Genomic DNA, 19,346 nt, shown 5'->3' with positions numbered 1-19,346 from the left:
TTTTTTAAGCAGATATGCTCAGATGTGCAATTCATCTCACCATCTGAAGAGGTGGGAGAATTCTTGCTACATTTGTTAAAAATTTTTCAGTGCAGCCCGAAGAATTGCTTCTACATCATCTGCCGGCACATCTTCCGGTACCTTTCGTACTGCACGAAGGGCATCTGCAGAACTGTATCCTAATGCGACAAGCGCCTCCACCGCTTCCTGACGACTATCCCTCAGATCAGATGCTCCCTCAGCTGCTTCTTCCTGCTGATGCGCCAGTTTCATCTCAAAAGCATCTTCCAACTTCAGCTTGTCTTTCAGCTCCAGGATCATTTTCTGGGCTGTCTTTTTCCCGATTCCAGGGGCCTTGGAGATTGTTTTTACATCATCGGAAAGCACTGCAAAACGAAGCTCGTCTGCACTGATCCCGGAAAGGATACCCAGAGCGCCTTTAGGTCCGACTCCGTTGACACCGATCAGAAGCTTGAACATGCCAAGATCATCCTTCGAAAAAAAACCATATAGTTGTAGAATATCCTCCCGCACATAGAGAAAGGTATGGATCTTCTTTTCATCGCCTATCCGTGCTTTCCCAAGATCCTGTCCTGTCATATAAATCTCATAACCAATTCCGCCATTTTCCACAACCAGACAATTTTCACCGATATCTGCTACAGTACCTTTTACAAAAGAAATCAAATCTCAAGGCTCCTTCCCTGAAACAGCTGAACATCTGTTTCCCATATGAACGCAATAGTAACATAATTTTCAAAAAAAATCAACCCGGAATACAATCTCCGGGTTGATCCTGTATACGAGCCTGTGATTCCTCTCGCTGTTTTCTATCACTGATTAAGGAAATCCTGATCCTCAAAATAATTGATCCGCATAGAAGAACGGACATCATGAAGCGTTGCGGCAGCTTTTTCTCTGGCAACCTCTGTACCGGCTTTCAGGATATCGAACACATCTTCGGTTCGCTGCTCCCACATTTTCCTTCTTTCACGGATCGGTCCAAGCTCTGCCTGCATAACATTATTCAGGAACTTCTTGACTTTCACATCACCAAGGCCACCTCTCTGATAGTGAGCCTTAAGTTCATCCAGATTCTGATACTCTGGCAAAAATTCAGCAAAATGTTCCGGGCGGCTGAAGGCATCCAGATAGATAAATACCGGATTTCCCTCTACACGACCAGGATCCTGAACACGAAGATGGTTCGGATCTGTAAACATGGACATGATCTTTTTCTTCACAACATCTTCTTCATCAGACAGATAGATGCAGTTTCCGAGAGATTTACTCATCTTAGCCTTTCCGTCAATTCCCGGAAGACGTAAGCATGCTTTATTGGAAGAAAGAACAATTTCCGGATCTGTCAGTGTGTCACCGTAAACGGTATTAAATTTATGGACGATCTCCTTGCACTGCTCAAGCATCGGAAGCTGATCTTCACCTACCGGTACATGTGTTGCACGAAAGGCAGTAATATCAGCAGCCTGACTGATCGGATAGCAGAAAAAGCCTACCGGGATGCTGGCTTCAAAATTACGCATCTTAATCTCGGATTTAACGGTAGGATTACGCTGTACTCGTGCTACCGTAACCAGATTCATATAATAAAAGGTAAGTTCTGTCAGCTCCGGAACCATGGACTGGATAAAAATATTGGATTTCTCCGGATCAAGCCCGCATGCCAGATAGTCCAGAGCAACCTGAAGAATGTTATGGCGTACTTTCTCCGGATGCTCTGCATTATCTGTAAGTGCCTGGGCATCTGCGATCATAATATAAATCTCATCATATAAGCCGGAATTCTGCAGCTTCACACGCTCTGCCAGAGATCCAACATAATGACCTACATGAAGGCGCCCCGTCGGGCGGTCGCCAGTTAAAATAATCTTACTCATGAATTTCGTTCTCCTTGAAGTATACTGAATATTTATATCCTATTATAGCCCCTTGAAATTCACCGGTCAAATATTTTTAACCGGAAACTGCAATTTTTCATTGAAATATAACCAAAAATTTGTATGTATTTATTTTATTTATGCATTATCGGGCACAACATGCTTTATTCCAAAAAAGAACTGCCACGTCACTCGGAAAACTTCCGTGACAGGCAGTTCTTTTTTGTTTTACAGAATCACATGTCTTGGGCAAACTTCCTTACATTTACCGCAGCCTGTACACTTATCGTAATCGATGTGTGCACAGAAATCGGTAACTGTGATCGCCTCGGACGGACAATTCTTTTCACATTTTTTACAGCCGATACAGCCAAGCTCGCAGGCAGCTGTAACTGCCTTACCTTTTGCGTGGGAGCTGCAGGCTACACGTGTCTGTTTGTCATATGGTACCAGCTCGATCAGGTGACGTGGACATTTGGCAACACATTTGCCACAGGCTTTACATGCTTCCTGATCTACGACCGCAATACCATTCACTATATGGATCGCATCAAACGGACATGCCTTTACACAGCTTCCGAAGCCCATACATCCGAATGTACAGTCTTTTGCACCGCTACCTGGGATGAAAGCCATCATCTCACAGTCTTCCACACCTGTGTACTCATATTTCACAGTCGTCTTATCACAGGTTCCCGCACATTTTACAAAAGCAACCTGACGTGCGGTTTCTTTTACTTCCTGTCCCATGATCGCGCCAATCTTGGCTGCAACAGGAGCACCACCAACCGGACACTGATCTACAGGAGCTTCTCCCTTTGCAATTGCGGCAGCGAGTCCGGAACATCCCGGATATCCACAACCACCACAGTTATTTCCTGGAAGAACGCCGAGAATGGCTTCTTCCTTTTCATCTACCTTAACGGTTAATTTCTTGTCTGCAAGTCCGAGGAAAATACCGATGAATAAACCAGTACCGCCGACAATGACTGCAGCCATAATAATTCCTGTTATACTCATGCTCTTCTTCCTCCTATACGATTCCGGAGAATCCAAAGAATGCAATAGCCATCAGTGCTGCCGTAAGCAGAACGATCGGCATACCCTGGAAGGATTCCGGAATATCGTTGTATTCCATTTTTTCACGGATTCCCGCAAGTAATACAATTGCGATCAGGTAACCTACACCTGTGGCAAATCCGTTGACAACACTTTCAAGAATGCTGTATTCATATTTAACGTTGTTCAGTGCTACACCAAGAACTGCACAGTTTGTTGTGATCAGAGGAAGGTATACACCAAGTGCCTTGTAAAGGGATGGTACAAATTTCTTGAGAAACATTTCTACGATCTGTACCAGTGCCGCGATAACCAGGATAAATACAATCGTTTTCAGATACTCAAAATGGGTCGGTACCAGGATGAATTTATAAAGCAGTCCTGCAACAAAAGATGCAATAGTAATAACAAACACAACTGCACCACCCATGCCGGCTGCGGTTTCTGTTTTCTTGGAAACTCCAAGGAAAGAACAGATTCCCAGGAACTGACTCAATACAACGTTACTGCAAAGCGCAGAACCAATTGCGATCAACATCAAGCTTGCCATTTTCTATTCCCCCTTTTTATTCTTTGTCGGAAGGACATCCGCCGCAGGTCGCACAATTGGAGCCACAGCCGGACTGGATCTTGGAAACATCTTTGCCCTTCTTTGCCATGTTGATCTTTACTTTGTTCTGGATCGCTGCAAGTCCGGCAAGAACCAGAAATGCTCCAGGTGCAAGGATAAAGATAGTGATCGGGGTATAGCCGACAGCACCGGTAGCTGCATCAGCAACCGGAATGATCTGTGCTCCGAAAGCCTTTCCAGAACCAAGGATCTCTCTTACAAGACCAATGGCAACCAGGCCCACTGTAAAGCCAAGACCCATTCCAAGTCCGTCAAAGATAGACGGAAGGACAGGGTTCTTGGAAGCATAACTCTCTGCTCGTCCCAGAATGATACAGTTAACAACAATCAGTGGAATGTAAATTCCAAGTGACTCATAAAGAGAAGGAGTAAAGCCCTCCATCAGAAACTGTACGATAGTTACAAACGATGCTACAACTACGATAAAGGCCGGCATTCTGACAGAATCCGGGATAACCTTACGCAACATGGAGATGAGCATGTTTGACATAACCAGAACTACGGTTGTGGAAAGTCCCATACCAATACCATTGATCGCAGAAGTCGTTACCGCAAGGGTAGGACACATACCAAGCATCAGGACGAAAATCGGATTTTCGGTTATAATGCCGTTTTTTAATCTTTCACCACAATTATTCATATTCAACTACCCTCCTAAAATGCGTTTTTGCAATAGCCGATAGCTGTATTGACTGCACCGGTAAAAGCTCTGGATGTGATGGTCGCACCACTGATAGCATCAATAGGCTCACCTTCGCCGCCGTCCTTGGATACATAGAATTTATCGGTATTCTTTCCAACATACTGTTCCTGGAACTTCGCTTCTGTAGCACGCATTCCAAGTCCGGCAGTCTCACTGATGGAAAGAATGGAAACGCCGCTGACGGTACCGTCTTTTGTTACACCAACTGTGATCTGGATATCACCACCGTAACCCTCTTTATCGGTTACAGTTACCACATAGCCTTCATCTGCTGCTTCACAGACTTCATCTACGGTTGCTTTGATTCCAAGATCTGCAGCTGTTTTATCTGCTGCTTCCTTGTCTACATCTACAGCTTTAAAATCTTCCAGGCTTACATCACTGAATACAGTTTGCCATGCTTCTTTTTTTGCCTGTTCCTCGGTTCTTGCAATGGGTTCTTTGGTAACTTCGTAAACCAGTCCAAGGCCAAGGCCGGCAACTACTGTAATGATTGTAAGGATCAATGTATTTCTGATAATCTTACCCATTATTTCTTGCCTCCTTTTCCAAAAGCAACCGGTTTTGTTACTTTTTCAATAAGCGGAACCAGAAGATTGCAGAAAATGATCGCATAGGAAACGCCCTCTGCGGAACCACCAAAGAGACGGAATACCGCTGTCACGATACCGAGGCAGCAGCCATATACCAGCTGACCTTTCGGAGTGATCGGAGTCGTCACATAATCGGTTGCCATAAACCAGGCTCCAAGCATCAGACCTCCTCCAAAGATATGGCTGAAAAGATAGTTTACATCAAAGCCTTTGCCTGTTCCCAGCATATAGAAAATGACAAATATTGCAAAACTTCCAATATATGTAAGAGGTACCTTCAGATCGATGATCTTAAATGCAAGAAGGATCACTGCACCGATGAGGATCGCCAGGGCAGAAGTCTCACCGATGGTACCCTGGATATTACCAAGGAAGAGATTCTTTACAGGAATAGAAGTCCCCTCAATGAATCCCTGGCTTTTAAGCGCTGCCAGAGGTGTTGCCTGTGTAACCGCATCTACAACAGCATGGGAGCTTTTGGAAACTGCAAAGTTAGTCATTTTTCCGGCAAAAGAGATCATAAGGAAACATCTTCCTGCAAGAGCCGGGTTCATAAAGTTCTGTCCAAGTCCACCGAACAGCTGTTTTACAACAATGATCGCAAAAGCACTACCAAGGATCGGCATCCAGATCGGGATCTGGGGCGGCATGTTCAGTGCAAGCAGAAGTCCTGTTACAACTGCACTGAAATCAGTAGTTGTATTCTTTTTATGCATCAGTCGGTCATACAGCCATTCAAAAAACACACTGGATGCAACCGTCGCCAGCACTACAAGGAGTGCATGCACTCCAAAGTTCCAGATACCGAAAAGTGTTGTCGGCAGAAGTGCGATCACTACCAGCTGCATAATACGGCTGGTGGTCATTTTATCCCTGATATGGGGATTAGATGATACGTTATACATTTGTTCCATTGTTATTCCTCCCCCTATTTCTTTTTCTTGCGCTCTGCAAGAACCATTTTTCTCATAGATTTAATACTCTGAGTCAGAGGTCGTTTGGCCGGACAGATGTAACTGCAGCAGCCGCACTCGCAGCATTCCATACCATCCATTTTTTCGAAGCCTGCCATATCGCCGTGTTCTGCAAGAGTTGCAAGGCGGGCCGGAACCACATGGCCCGGACAGACGCTTACACAACGTCCGCAATTGATACATGCAGTCTGGATCTGCTTCGCCTCGGAAACTGCGTCACGCTCCAGGAAAAGCAGGGAAGAAGTTGTCTTCGTACATGGAATATGAAGATCATACAGCGCAAATCCCATCATCGGTCCGCCGGAGATTGCTTTTGCGATCTTTTCCTTCAGTCCGCCTGCAGCATCTACCAGTTCAGACAGATCTGTTCCTGTAAGAACGGAAAAGTTCTTCGGTGTACGGATACCATCTCCGGTAACCGTTACATTACGGCTGATAACCGGCTGTCCAAGGATCACTGCCTTATAAACAGAAGTGACGGTCTCTACGTTATCAACCACGCATCCTACATCTGCCGGAAGCATGGTGGAATTGATCTCTCTGCCTGTTACCGCATAGATCAGTGTACGCTCACCACCCTGAGGGTATTTGGTCTTAAGCTCTTTTACTTCCATACGCTCTTTGCCTTTGATGGCTTCTTTCATCCTGGCAATACAATCCGGTTTGTTGTCCTCGATACAGATACATCCCACTGCCTTCGGGAAAGCTTTCAGGATTACTTCCAGACCACCAACAATGCTTTCCGGTTCTTCCATCATCCTTCGGTAGTCACTGGTAATATAAGGCTCACATTCCGCACCGTTGACCAGGATATGATCGATCTTGTCAGGTTCCTTTGGTGAAAGCTTTACATGTGTCGGGAAACCTGCACCACCCTGACCAACAACTCCGCCTTCCTGAATCCTTTTCAAGATATCCTCCTTGGAAAGATCCGAAAGCTTTGCAGGTGCATATTCCACAGATTCGTACAGACCGTCATTCTCAATGATGATTGCATCACCCATGGCGCCTACTGCGGTCAGACGTTTCTCGATTCCCTTTACGGTTCCTGATACAGACGAGTGTATCGGTGCGGAAACAAATCCTCCTGCTTCTGCGATTTTCTGTCCTGCAAGCACATGATCACCTTTTTTTACGATCGGCTTGGCCGGAGCTCCGATGTGCTGAGAAACAAGAATTGCCAGATCTCCCTTCGGCAGATACTTCTCGACAGGACAGTTTTTTGACAAATCTTTGCCGTCATAAGGATGGATACCACCCCTGAAGGTTAAAAATGCCATAGATCTCATCTCCTCCTTTATTTTTGCAAGTACATGTACATGGTATTTCTGCGTTGCGCATATACTCTTTTTTAAAGTTGATTCTGTATTTCTGATTTTCCTTTTCTTATTTCATCCAAGACAAACAAGATCTATTTCGCTCCCATAAATCATTTCGCGAAACATTACCAGCGAACAGTAACAAAATAGCTTCTGCTTTGAGCAGGATATGTATGAAAGATTGAATCCAGACACGATCCTGTGATATACTTCGGTAGAAGATATTCACCAGCTCATAAAAAGCTGTAAATGAATAACCAATTTATGAAGCGATAATAGTCATTTTTTCACTGTCAATCCCTACATAAATCCAGTACCATTTCCTGTTTTTTATCATCAACTCTACTAATAACTATAACTCATTTCACATTAAATTGCACTATTGAAAAGCAATTTTTTTGTGTATAATCAGATACAATCCATAAAGGAGAAAATTAACATGATCGTTAAAAAAATGCCGATTTTACAAGGGTTTCCAGACTTTAAGACTGTTAAAAAATTGACTAAAAATCATGGATTTTCAGAGCGTTTTGTACCGCTTTTCTATGATATTGAAACTACAGGACTATCACGAAATTCCACTTTTCTGTATCTGATCGGTGCTGTAGCCTACGAAGAAAACAACTGGCAGATGTACCAGTGGATGATTGAAAACGAAGAGGAAGAACCTGAACTTCTGAAAACATTTTCTGAATTCCTTCAGAATTTTTCATGTACGATCCAATATAACGGTGACAGCTTTGACCAGCCTTATCTGGATGCACGATATCAGGTCCACGGACTCTCTTCCCCTTTTGCAAAGCTGCCTTCTTTGGACCTTTACCGGGAACTAAAGCCGCTCAAGGGACTTCTGAAGCTTTCACGGATGAATCAGCCTTCTATGGAATCATTTCTCGGTATCACTGAACGGAACTACTGTGATGGGGGTGCCTGCATCCGTCTCTACAAACAATTCGCTTCCGGAAAGAAACCGGAAGCGGCAGAGATCGTTATGGGGCATAACCGGGAAGATCTTCTGGGACTTGGAAAAATTTTCTCAATGCTGTCCTATCTTGCTCTTTTCAATGAAGATTACGAAGCACTAAATTGTGAAATTCAAGACGATCAATTGGCCTTTACCATTAAAACTAATTACGATCTGCCTGTTGAATTTTCAAATCATAGTGAAGAATTCTACATAATCGGACAGAATAACCGTGTCCGTCTTCTTGTAAAGTCTCAAAATGGACGTTTAAAGCAATACTACTCCAATTATAAGGATTACGATTACATCCCTTCCGAAGACACTGCAATACCCAAAACCTTAAGTGCCTGCATGGATAAAAAGCTCCGAAGACCTGCCAAAAGGGAAACCTGTTACACCTGGTTCCCTGTAACAGAAGCTTTTCTGCATGATCCTTTAAAACAGAAAACCTATCTGAAGCACTGCCTGTCATATTATCTTTCTGTTCTTAAATAATATCTCTGTTACGCAATTCCAATCAAAAAAAGGCCGTCACAATAAATGTGACGGCCTCTGAAATTCAAAATATTCAACTGCTGTACAGCTTCTGAGAAATTACTCCTCTGTCTGCTCTGCAGAATTATCCTCGAGTGCTTTCATGCTGAGGCTGATCTTTCTGTCTTCGCCATTGAAATCAACAACCTTAGCCTCGATCTCCTGACCGATGGAAAGTACATCAGATGGTTTCGCAACGTGCTCTCTGGAGATCTGAGATACATGAAGAAGAGCATCTACTCCAGGTGCAAGCTCAACAAATGCACCGAAATCTGTCATACGTGCAACTTTGCCCTTTACTACGTTTCCTACTGCGAAGTCCTCAGCAGCTGTAAGCCATGGGTTCTCCTCCGGGAATTTAAGGGAAAGTGCGATCTTGTCTCCGTTGATATCTTTGATAAGAACTGTAACTTTATCACCTACGTTGAATACTTTCTTCGGGTTCTCTACTCTGCCCCAGGACATCTCAGAGATGTGAAGAAGTCCGTCTGCTCCGCCGAGGTCGATGAATGCACCGAAATCTGTAACATTTTTAACAACACCCTCAACTTTATCGCCTACGTTGATCTTAGCAAGAAGCTCTTTCTGTTTCTCAGCTTTCTCAGCAAGAAGAAGCTGTTTGCGGTTACCGATGATACGGCGTCTTCTTGGGTTGAACTCTGTGATAACGAACTCGATCTCCTGATCTGCATATTTGGAAAGATCTTTCTCATATGTGTCAGATACAAGGCTTGCAGGAATGAATACTCTTGCTTCCTCAACATTGACACAAAGACCACCGTCAAGTACCTGTGTTACAGGAGCCTTCAGAACCTCCTGGTTCTCGAATGCCTCCTCAAGACGTTTGTTGCCTTTCTCTGCAGCAAGACGTTTGTAGGTAAGTGTAACCTGTCCCTCTCCGTCGTTTACTTTGAGAACCTTTGCTTCCATGGTATCGCCAGGTTTAACAACGTCTGTAAGCACAACGCTTGAATCGTTTGTGTACTCGTTCTTTGTGATGATACCGTCTGCTTTATAGCCGATATTCAGGATGATCTCATCATCTTTAACATCGATGACGGTACCCTGTACGATCTCTCCATTTCTGATTGTTTTTACGGAATCTTCCAGCATCTGTTCAAAACTTAACTCTGACATGTTCTTGAACCTCCTCAATAATTTTCTTTGGGGTGGAAGCCCCTGCTGTAATACCTACACAACTACTGCATTGGAACATTTCAGAATCCAAGTCTACAGGTGTTTGTATATAGTAAGTATTTCCACATTCCTTTTTACATATTTCAAACAGCTTTTGAGTATTGGAGCTATGTCGGCCACCTACGACCAGCATAGTGTCTACCTCTCCGGCTATCGCTTTAGCTTCTTTCTGCCGTTCTTCGGTAGCATTACAAATAGTGTTTAAAATATTTAAAATATTTAAAACATTATTATCATAACTCTTTTTGCGGAGAATTTCAACTAATTCTTGAAATTTGTTGTAATTAAATGTCGTCTGGGACACTACACATACTTCTTTTTCCGGAGAAATATTGAATTTTTCAGCATCCTCTGCATTTCTGATCACTGTATATGGTCCCTGACACCATCCGCAGATCCCCTGTACTTCCGGATGGCCCGGATCACCGATGATCACAATATGGGCACCTCTGGAGCTTTCTCTCTCGACGATCTTGTGGATCTTCAGCACAAAAGGACAGGTAACATCTACATATCCGAGACCATATTTTTTGATCGTGTTATAAACCCTGCGGCCTACTCCATGGGAACGGATCACAACAGTGCCGCCCTTCAGGCTGCCAAGATCCTTCTCACAGATCACAGCCACACCTTTTTTTTCGAGATCTGAGACAACCTCCTCATTATGGATGATCGGGCCCAGTGTATAAATCGGTGCTGCATCGGAACCGATCAGCTCATAAACACGGTCAACTGCTCTTTGTACGCCGAAACAGAAGCCGGCAGTTTCTGCAACTTTTACGTTCATCCATTCACCCTTTTTCTGTATACGGAAAGGATACTCTCAACCACTTCGTCAATTCCCATCTCAGATGAATCAACAAGAACAGCATCCTCTGCTTTTTTAAGCGGAGAAACCGCGCGGTTCATATCTCTCTCATCTCTGTCAACAATATCTTTCAGGATTTCATCCATATCGCAGGCTTCACCCTTCTCTGTAAGCTCCAGGTATCGTCTGCTGGCACGGGTCTTTGCACTTGCAGTCAGAAAGATCTTCACTTCCGCATTGGGAAGAATAGTGGTTCCGATATCTCTTCCGTCCATAACTACATTATTCTCGGCTGCAAGATTGCGCTGCAGCTTCAGAAGATGTGCACGCACCTCCGGATTTGCAGAGCTTACAGATGCCATATTTCCTACCTCTTCCTTACGGAGGAACGCAGTTACATTCTTTCCGTTAAGGATCACCTGCTGCTCACCGTTCTCATAACGGATAGAGATATCCGCATCGTGACAGGCTTCAGAGATTTTTTCGTCACCGCTGATCCCTTTTTCCAGAAGATAAAGTGCCATGGCACGATACATTGCCCCTGTATCTACATAAATAAAGGACAGCTCCTTTGCCACTTTTTTTGCAATTGTGCTTTTTCCTGCACCTGCCGGTCCGTCAATTGCAATATTAATACCCATAATCGTTGCTCCTTCCTCTTTTCTGTTATTCTATCGCCTGAGCTGCCGCATACGCTGTAGACCATGCGATCTGAAGATTATAGCCACCGGTCACTGCATCCAGATCCAGTACTTCACCTGTAAAATACAGATTTTTTATTTTTTTGGATTCCATTGTGGATGGCTGTATCTCTTTTACTGACACACCGCCTCTTGTGATGATCGCTTCCTTAAACTCTCCCATTCCCGTGATCGTAAACGGAAAAGCCTTGATCAGACGGCCAAAAGCCTGACGCTCTTCCCTGGAGATCTCATGTACCGGTTTTTCCCCGGGGATACCGCCAATTTCGATCATGATCGGAGTCAGAGAAGACGGAAAAAGAACACCGATCACATTTTTAAACTGCTTGTTATGATTTGCATCAAATTCACGCAGGATCCGGGCGTCAAGCTGTTCTGCATCAAGCGCCGGCTTTAGATCCAGGAAAGCCTCCAAAGGCTCCTTTTCCAGCTTTTTGCCGATCTGGGCACTGGCGGAAAGGATCAGCGGTCCTGTCACTCCGAAATGAGTAAACATCATCTCGCCGAAATCTTTATAGAGAACTTTTTTGCCGGATTTTACTGTAAGCTCCACATTCCGAAGGGAAAGGCCCTGAAGTTTGGAGACATAATCTTCTTTTGCCACCAGTGGTACCAGTGATGGTGACTGGGAAACAACTTTATGTCCCGTCTCAGCTGCAAAACGATATCCGTCTCCTGTGGAACCTGTGGACGGGTAGGAAAGCCCTCCTGTGGCAACTACCACAGTATCCGCTTCAAAAAAGGTACCGTCCGAAAGTAATACACCGGTAACTTTTTCATCCTGTGTACAAACTTCCTTTACCTCTGTATGAAGATGGATCTGCGCTCCGGCTTTTTTCAGTTCCCGCTCAAGCGCACGGATAATATCTGATGAATGATCCGATACCGGAAAAACCCGGTTTCCACGCTCTGTTTTCAGCGGCACTCCTGCCTCCTCAAAAAATTCCATCACATCTCTGCTTCCATAGGTGTAGAAAGCACTGTAAAGAAATTTGCGGTTTGACATCACTGCCGGAAAAAGTTCTTCGGTATCGGAATCATTGGTGACGTTGCATCGTCCCTTTCCGGTGATGAAAAGCTTTTTTCCGAGTTTCTCATTTTTTTCCAGTATGTGAACCTGGTGTCCTCTGCGCGCAGCATATACACCGCAGAGCATTCCGGCGGCACCGCCGCCTATGATCGCAACTTTGGACATTACCTGTTATCCTGCCTTTTTTATCTTTTTTATGCACAAAGGAGCCTGCATACAGCAAGCTCCTTTTCCTGTTTTGAAATGCATCTGCATTTCTATGTGTGCTTTATACCGGGTATGCGCCGTTCTTGGTATCTGCTACAGTCTCATCAACTTTTGTCTTCTGAGCCTGGCGATATTTAAAGAAGTCCATGGCAACCTGCGGGAACAGTGCATATGTGAGAACATCCTCATCCTGCTCCTTGTACTGTGCCATCTCGCTCTCAAGCTTATCAAGCTCATCCTCCAGAAGATCTGCCGGACGGCATGTGATCGGTTCAATATCTCCGATACATTTTTTCTGTACTTCCGGATTGAACGGTCTGGCTGTTGCGCCATACTTACCACTTAACACGTCTTTTGTCTCTTTTGTGACAACCTTGTAACGCTCGCCCATGATCACGTTAAATACAGCCTGTGTACCAACGATCTGGGAGGACGGTGTAACAAGCGGTGGCTCACCAAGGTCTTTACGTACACGCGGAACTTCCTCAAGTACTTCGTAGAATTTATCCTCGGCATGCTGCTCTTTCAGCTGTGATGTCAGGTTGGAAAGCATTCCGCCTGGTACCTGATACAGAAGAGTCTTGATGTTTACACCAAGGTTTTTCGGATTGAGAAGACCTGTATCAAGAGCCTCATCACGCATCGGACGGAAGTAGTCAGCGATCTCAGCGAGAAGCTGCTGATCAAATCCTGTATCATATGGTGTTCCCTTGAAGGTCTCAACCATAACCTCTGTTGCAGGCTGGGATGTTCCAAGAGCAAACGGAGACATTGCTGTGTCGATGATGTCAACACCTGCCTCTACTGCCTTCATATATGTCATGGAAGCAACACCGGATGTATAGTGAGAATGAAGATCGATCGGGATCTTAACAGTCTCTTTGAGAGCCTGAACAAGCTCTGTAGCTTTGTATGGAACAAGAAGTCCTGCCATATCTTTGATACAGATGGAATCTGCACCCATATCTTCGATACGTTTTGCAAGATCTGTCCAGTAATCAAGTGTGTAAGCATCACCAAGTGTGTAAGCCATTGCAACCTGTGCATGTGCTTTCTCCTTGTTTGCTGCTTTTACAGCTGTCTGAAGGTTACGAAGGTCATTCATACAGTCAAAGATACGGATGATATCGATACCGTTAGCTGCGGATTTCTGTACAAAATACTCTACTACATCATCTGCATATGGACGATATCCAAGGATGTTCTGTCCACGGAACAGCATCTGAAGCTTTGTGTTTTTGAAACCGTCACGAAGTTTACGAAGTCTTTCCCACGGATCCTCTTTCAGGAAACGTAAGGAAGCATCGAAAGTAGCACCGCCCCAGCACTCTACTGCATAGTAGCCGACTTTGTCAAGCTTCTCAATGATCGGAAGCATCTGCTCTGTGCTCATACGTGTAGCGATCAGGGACTGATGAGCGTCACGCAGGATCGTTTCCACAACTTTCACAGGTTTTTTCTCTATTTCTGCCATAATTATTCTCCTTACAAATTTTTATAAGACAATGGGTTAGACACCAAAGATCGCCATGAATGTACCGGCAGCAACCGCTGTACCGATAACACCAGCAACGTTCGGTCCCATCGCATGCATCAGCAGGAAGTTTGTAGGATCTGCCTCAGCACCAACCTTCTGGGATACACGGGCTGCCATAGGAACGGCAGAAACACCGGCTGATCCGATCAGAGGATTGATCTTTCCGTGAGTAACCTTGCAGAGAAGCTTACCAAGCATAACACCACCAAAAGTACCGCAGGCAAAGGCAACAAGACCAAGAACTACGATCTTCAGTGTATCTACGTTCAGGAACGCCTCAGCACTTGTGGAAGCACCTACAGATGTTCCGAGAAGGATTACTACGATGTACATAAGAGCGTTGGAAGCTGTTTCAGAAAGCTGTTTAACAACTCCGGACTCACGGAACAGGTTTCCGAGCATCAGCATACCAACAAGGGGAGCTGTTGTCGGAAGGATCAGGCAAACAACGATTGTGATAACGATCGGGAAAAGGATCTTCTCAAGTTTTGTAACAGGGCGGAGCTGCGCCATTTTGATCTTACGCTCTTTCTCTGTTGTGAATGCCTTCATGATCGGAGGCTGGATGATCGGTACCAGAGACATATAGGAATATGCTGCTACTGCGATCGGTCCCATAAGAGAAGACTGTCCAAGCTTACCTGCAAGGAAAATGGAAGTCGGGCCGTCAGCACCACCGATGATAGAGATCGCTGCTGCTGCTTTACCATTAAATCCAAGGAAAATTGCAAGGAAGTATGCAAGGTAAATACCAAGCTGTGCAGCTGCTCCCATCAGGAAGCTGATCGGGTTTGCGATCAGCGGACCGAAGTCTGTCATCGCACCGACACCCAGGAAGATCAGTGAAGGAAGAATACTCCACTCATCCATTAAGTAAAAATAATGAAGAAGTCCGCCAACGCCATTGGATGAATCCTCAATGCTCAGCATAATGTCCGGATAAATATTTACCAGAAGCATACCAAAAGCGATCGGAACCAACAGCAGCGGCTCAAAACCATGTTTAATGGCAAGATATAAGAACACACATGCCACTGCGATCATCAGGTAGTTTCCCCAGGTAAGGTTGAAAAATGCTGTCTGATGGATCAGGTTTGACAGGGTATTTGTTACATAAGACATTTGTCTACCTCCTGTTTAGTTCATTGTTGCAAGAGTATCTCCATTTTCAACGGCAGCACCCTCTGCAACATCGATGCTGGCGATTGTTCCGTCCTGAGGAGCAACAACCGGGATCTCCATCTTCATGGACTCAACGATCACTACGCTGTCACCGGCTTTTACGCTCTGTCCAACAGATGCAACGATTTTTACAACTTTTCCAGGAACGGCTGCGGAAACTTTAACAGAACCTGCGCCTGCTGCCGGAGCTGCTGCCTTAGGAGCTGCTGCCGGAGCTGCCTTAGGAGCCGGAGCTGCTGCTTTTGGTGCTGCTGCAACTGGAGCTGCTGCGTTTCCGTTCTCTTCTACAGTAACTTCATATGCTGTTCCGTTAACAGTAATTGTATAACTCTTCATTTTAAAATCCTCCTAAATAATGATTATCTTTTTCTGCGGTTGACTTTGCGGATGGAACGTACTACGAATCCGTCTGTGCTTGTTTTGCCTTCAGAAGCAGCGATCGCTGCGGCGATCACGGCAATAAGCTCACCATCATCTGTCACATCCTCAACAGCAGGCTCAGCAACTGGTGCTGCAACCGGAGCCGGTGCTGCGGCTGCCGGAGCCGGTTTGCTCTCTTTTTTCTTTCCTTCCACAAGTCCGGGAATATATTTGAAAAGAGAGATCACGAAGATCAGGAATGCCAAGATCACAAATACAGTTCCGAGACCCATCACTGTATTCAGCGCTGCCTTCTCCATGTTCTGTGCCAGTGTATAATTCACATCAACTGTAAGAGATGTCGGGGTTCCTGATTTATCAAATACATAAGTGAAATTCGCTTTGTTTTTCTCGAAGGATACCGGAACAACAACGGTATACTGATCATCGGAATACTCCACTGTGATATCTTTCTCCTCGATATCACCTTTTTTCTCACCAAGCTCTTCTCTGGAGCCATCCCATGCACTTGCAGCACTCTGTGTGAAAGCATCCTCTGATTCCAGATATCCCTGGATATCATCCTCGGACATTGCGATGATCGCATCCGTCAGGCCCTTGGTTGTTGTGACAAGCTGACTCTTTACAGAATCATCAATCTCATCAGCAGCCCATGCAGTAGCTGTGCATCCGATCAGAAGTGCGGCCACGCAAAGAAGTGCCATGCAGACAGAAGAGATCTTTTTATAAAACTGTCTCATACGCTCACCTCACTTAGACTGTTCCATGCTTTTTGGATGGACGGTCTTCCCTTTTTGTGAACAGCATCTCAAAAGCACCGATTACATATTTTCTTGTATCTTCTGCTTTGATCACAGTATCCACATATCCTCTTGCTGCTGCAGATGCGATACCGTTCTGGAGTTCTTTGTACTCAGCTGCCTTCTCATTCAGTGTAGAAGCGTCAGCTCCCTCATACATGATCTTTGCTGCAAGGGAAGCATCCATCATACCGATCTCAGCTGTATCCCATGCATAAACCATATCTGCTCCGACAGATTTGCTGTTCATGGCAACGTATGCAGTTCCGTATGCTTTACCAATTACAACATTTACCTTCGGTACAGTTGCAGATGCATAAGCATGTACCATCTCACCTACAGATTTAGCCATCATCTTCTCATTGCAGAGTGTAGCTTTAAATCCTGTTACATTAGTAAGAGTAAGTACCGGAATCTCAAAAGCATCACAGAATTTTACGAAGTCTGCTGCTTTTCTTGCACCTCTTGCAGAAAGAGTTCCGTCGGAAATCTCTGTCTTATTGCCATCAGCATCGTAAGATTCGCTTCTGTTTGCAACAGCGCCAACGGTAGCTCCGTTCAGACGAAGGAAGCCTGTTACGACATCCTGGCCGTAAGCTGCCTTTGTTTCAAAAAACTCACCATTATCAGCGATTCTTGAAAGCGCAATAGCTGTGTCGCCTGTGCAGCCTGCAATATCATCACATACTCTGTTCAGGTCATCTGTGCATTCCTTGAAGCTGTCATTGTCTTCATTGTTCTCCGGAAGCATGCTGACCAGTGTACGGATCTGTCCAAGGATCTCCTCTTCTGTTCCGATGCCGTCAACAAGTCCTGTCTCCTCGCTCTGGAACTGTGCGGAAGCTGAATCGCATTTTTCCACTCTGTTTCCTTCCAGTGCATTTGGAGTGTTTACAAACAGTCTGCCCTTCTTCTCCTCTACAAATGTAAAGTCTGTAAGAGCCGGTACAACTGCCATTCCACCGCCGCATGTTCCGAAAACAGCAGTGATCTGTGGAATAACACCGGATGCCAGTGTCTGTTTCAGATAGATCTCACCAAATGCCTCAAGTGCATCGGTAGCCTCCTGAAGACGAAGTCCCGCACAGTCTACAAGACCGATAACAGGTGCTCCAACTTTCAGAGCGAGATCATAAATTTTGGCGATCTTTTTGGCATGCATCTCACCAACTGTTCCGTTCAGTACAGATGCATCCTGGCTGTATACATACACCAGACTGCCGTCAATCACACCATATCCGGTGATCACACCGTCTGAAGGTGCTTTTTTTTCAGTCATGTTGAAATCCGTAGCTCTGGCTGTGACAGCCTGTCCGATCTCAACAAAACTGTTGGCGTCAAGCAGGGAATCGATCCTTGCAGCCGCTACGCTTTGTGTCGCATTACTCATTATACTATGCCCTCCATTTTTTTATTAATATAACCAAAAATTCAGCCGAGTATAATTGTACCTTTTTTTTGCAGAAAATTCAATACTTTTCGTCACGAACGTTAAAAAATTAACCCCTGACATATGCCAGGGGTCGCTAAATTAATGGAAATAATCCTTAAATACTTTATCCACATACCATTTATAGGTAATTCTGTCGATTTTGTCATCGGCGGTTGCAAGGCAGGAAAGGAGTTCTTTTCCGTTGAGCTTTGCATGGAGTGTACCGATCTTCTGGTTTTTCTGTATTGGTGCCGGTAGCTTATCCGGAAGTTCCGTTTCCCATGTGATCGTTTCTGTTTTTTTCAGAAGATATCTTTTCTCACGATCTTTTTCAGAAAGTACTGCGTGTATTTTCAGCATAACCTGTTTGGGAGGATATCCGGAATGATCGGACTTTTGCGGATATGGATCTTCTTTTCCCGGTGCTGCTTCTGTTACCGGGATCTCAGGCAGCTGCGGAAGCTCCGGCAGCATCACATACTGATAATTTTCCCTGCCATAGGAAAGAAGCTTCTTAGTATCGCTCCATTTATAATTTTTATTTCCGGGCCATCCGCATCCCAGAAGAGCCACGATAAATAATCGCTCGTCCTGTCGGACTGCGCAGACATAACAATATCCGGCATTTCCTGTAAATCCTGTTTTTCCGGAGATCACTCCTGTTTCCATATCCAGGAAAGCATTGGTATTATGTACCGAATAATGCTTTTTTCCTGAGATATCCGTGAAAGTATAATCTCTGGTCTGGGTAATATGGACAAATGTTGCATTTTTTATTGCATACGCCATGATCAAGGCAAGATCCCGGGCTGTTGTATGATGGATACCGCCTTCATCTTCTCCATCCAGACCATTGGGTGTAACAAAATGTGTGTCCTTACATCCCAGCTCTTTTGCTTTTTCATTCATCTTCTCTGCAAAACCTTCTACGGAGCCGCCGATATGTTCCGCGATGGCCACTGCGGAATCATTATGGCTTTTCAGCATCAGGGAATAGAGAAGATCCTCCAGATAAAACTGCTGGCCTTCCCGCATGCCAAGACGTGTCTGTGGCTGAGATGCCGCATTCCCGGAAACCTGTACGTAATCATCTCCCTTTGCTAGCTCCAGAGCAAGAATACAGGTCATTACCTTTGTTGTGCTGGCATTCGGCCGTCCTTTGTATGCTTCTTTTCCGTACAGCACACGGCCGTTCTCCCCATCCATAAGAACTGCAGAAAGTGCATATAGATTTTCGCCATCTGCCGCCTTTACCGGAAAGATCTGACAAATAATAAGGACCGCTGTCACCAGCACGACAGCGGCCATACGCCGTTTGCTCATAATGCATCACCCCGTACACGGTTCATATAACTGTTTACAGTAACTGTTATATTTAATTTTATGCGGGGATAGC

At 44.9% G+C, this 19,346-nt stretch carries 19 protein-coding genes; 1 reads left to right on the top strand and 18 read right to left on the bottom strand.

What is annotated here, in order from left to right:
* Positions 1-75: 75 nt before the first annotated feature.
* The 8 genes from ruvA to rsxC form a co-directional block, all read right to left on the bottom strand.
* Positions 76-687, bottom strand: coding sequence for a Holliday junction branch migration protein RuvA (ruvA, locus tag GPK58_RS10635; RefSeq protein ID WP_022426699.1), 612 nt, complete (start codon positions 685-687; stop codon positions 76-78).
* Positions 688-833: 146 nt separating this feature from the next.
* Positions 834-1,898 (bottom strand): tryptophan--tRNA ligase, encoded by a 1,065-nt coding sequence (gene trpS / locus GPK58_RS10630; RefSeq protein WP_015524886.1) that lies wholly within the window; start codon positions 1,896-1,898, stop codon positions 834-836.
* Positions 1,899-2,126: 228 nt separating this feature from the next.
* Positions 2,127-2,918 (bottom strand): RnfABCDGE type electron transport complex subunit B, encoded by a 792-nt coding sequence (locus tag GPK58_RS10625; RefSeq protein WP_173753502.1) that lies wholly within the window; start codon positions 2,916-2,918, stop codon positions 2,127-2,129.
* A 13-nt stretch (positions 2,919-2,931) separates the two neighbouring features.
* Positions 2,932-3,507, bottom strand: a complete 576-nt coding sequence (locus tag GPK58_RS10620; protein ID WP_015524884.1) for an electron transport complex protein RnfA — start codon at positions 3,505-3,507, stop codon at positions 2,932-2,934.
* Positions 3,508-3,523: 16 nt separating this feature from the next.
* On the bottom strand, positions 3,524-4,228 hold the full coding sequence (gene rsxE / locus GPK58_RS10615; RefSeq protein ID WP_215638627.1) for an electron transport complex subunit RsxE: 705 nt from the start codon (positions 4,226-4,228) through the stop codon (positions 3,524-3,526).
* Between the two features lie 14 nt (positions 4,229-4,242).
* On the bottom strand, positions 4,243-4,821 hold the full coding sequence (locus tag GPK58_RS10610; protein ID WP_118513492.1) for an RnfABCDGE type electron transport complex subunit G: 579 nt from the start codon (positions 4,819-4,821) through the stop codon (positions 4,243-4,245).
* The gene (locus GPK58_RS10605) at positions 4,821-5,798 is read right to left on the bottom strand and encodes an RnfABCDGE type electron transport complex subunit D (RefSeq protein ID WP_059085673.1); all 978 of its coding nucleotides are present in this window, start codon (positions 5,796-5,798) and stop codon (positions 4,821-4,823) included. The genes GPK58_RS10610 and GPK58_RS10605 overlap by 1 nt, the downstream gene beginning before the upstream one ends.
* A gap of 14 nt (positions 5,799-5,812) precedes the next feature.
* Complete coding sequence (gene rsxC, locus GPK58_RS10600) at positions 5,813-7,138, bottom strand: electron transport complex subunit RsxC (RefSeq protein ID WP_021650509.1); 1,326 nt, start codon at positions 7,136-7,138, stop codon at positions 5,813-5,815.
* 478 nt (positions 7,139-7,616) lie between these two features.
* Here rsxC and GPK58_RS10595 point away from each other — a divergent pair, with 478 nt between their 5' ends.
* Complete coding sequence (locus GPK58_RS10595) at positions 7,617-8,636, top strand: ribonuclease H-like domain-containing protein (protein WP_173741281.1); 1,020 nt, start codon at positions 7,617-7,619, stop codon at positions 8,634-8,636.
* A gap of 99 nt (positions 8,637-8,735) precedes the next feature.
* On the opposite strand, the gene rpsA is transcribed toward GPK58_RS10595, so the two are convergent.
* The 10 genes from rpsA to GPK58_RS10545 all read right to left on the bottom strand — a co-directional run bounded on the left by rpsA (position 8,736) and on the right by GPK58_RS10545 (position 19,273).
* Positions 8,736-9,812, bottom strand: coding sequence for a 30S ribosomal protein S1 (gene rpsA, locus GPK58_RS10590; RefSeq protein WP_015524876.1), 1,077 nt, complete (start codon positions 9,810-9,812; stop codon positions 8,736-8,738).
* Positions 9,793-10,659 carry a 4-hydroxy-3-methylbut-2-enyl diphosphate reductase gene (ispH, locus tag GPK58_RS10585; protein ID WP_138277486.1) on the bottom strand — a complete coding sequence of 289 codons (867 nt, stop codon included), beginning with the start codon at positions 10,657-10,659 and terminating at the stop codon, positions 9,793-9,795. Before ispH ends, rpsA begins: the two co-directional genes overlap by 20 nt.
* On the bottom strand, positions 10,656-11,321 hold the full coding sequence (gene cmk, locus GPK58_RS10580) for a (d)CMP kinase (RefSeq protein WP_015524874.1): 666 nt from the start codon (positions 11,319-11,321) through the stop codon (positions 10,656-10,658). Before cmk ends, ispH begins: the two co-directional genes overlap by 4 nt.
* Before the next feature lie 25 nt (positions 11,322-11,346).
* On the bottom strand, positions 11,347-12,576 hold the full coding sequence (locus GPK58_RS10575; RefSeq protein ID WP_110102314.1) for an NAD(P)/FAD-dependent oxidoreductase: 1,230 nt from the start codon (positions 12,574-12,576) through the stop codon (positions 11,347-11,349).
* 103 nt (positions 12,577-12,679) lie between these two features.
* A complete protein-coding gene (locus GPK58_RS10570) occupies positions 12,680-14,092 on the bottom strand; it encodes an oxaloacetate decarboxylase subunit alpha (RefSeq protein WP_015524872.1) in 1,413 nt (470 codons plus the stop codon).
* Between the two features lie 36 nt (positions 14,093-14,128).
* Complete coding sequence (locus GPK58_RS10565; RefSeq protein WP_015524871.1) at positions 14,129-15,277, bottom strand: sodium ion-translocating decarboxylase subunit beta; 1,149 nt, start codon at positions 15,275-15,277, stop codon at positions 14,129-14,131.
* A 15-nt stretch (positions 15,278-15,292) separates the two neighbouring features.
* Complete coding sequence (locus tag GPK58_RS10560) at positions 15,293-15,673, bottom strand: biotin/lipoyl-containing protein (RefSeq protein ID WP_015524870.1); 381 nt, start codon at positions 15,671-15,673, stop codon at positions 15,293-15,295.
* Between the two features lie 23 nt (positions 15,674-15,696).
* Positions 15,697-16,458 carry an OadG family transporter subunit gene (locus GPK58_RS10555; protein WP_015524869.1) on the bottom strand — a complete coding sequence of 254 codons (762 nt, stop codon included), beginning with the start codon at positions 16,456-16,458 and terminating at the stop codon, positions 15,697-15,699.
* A gap of 13 nt (positions 16,459-16,471) precedes the next feature.
* Complete coding sequence (locus GPK58_RS10550) at positions 16,472-17,908, bottom strand: acyl-CoA carboxylase subunit beta (protein WP_173722265.1); 1,437 nt, start codon at positions 17,906-17,908, stop codon at positions 16,472-16,474.
* A 141-nt stretch (positions 17,909-18,049) separates the two neighbouring features.
* Positions 18,050-19,273: a D-alanyl-D-alanine carboxypeptidase family protein gene (locus GPK58_RS10545; protein ID WP_252195798.1), complete on the bottom strand. Its 1,224-nt coding sequence runs from the start codon at positions 19,271-19,273 to the stop codon at positions 18,050-18,052.
* Positions 19,274-19,346 lie beyond the last annotated feature (73 nt).

Source organism: Blautia sp. MCC270 (assembly GCF_018785605.1).
GTDB lineage: Bacteria > Bacillota > Clostridia > Lachnospirales > Lachnospiraceae > Blautia_A > Blautia_A fusiformis.
The sequence above is the reverse complement of the archived record's forward strand: the minus strand, read 5'-3'. Positions and strand labels throughout refer to the sequence as shown.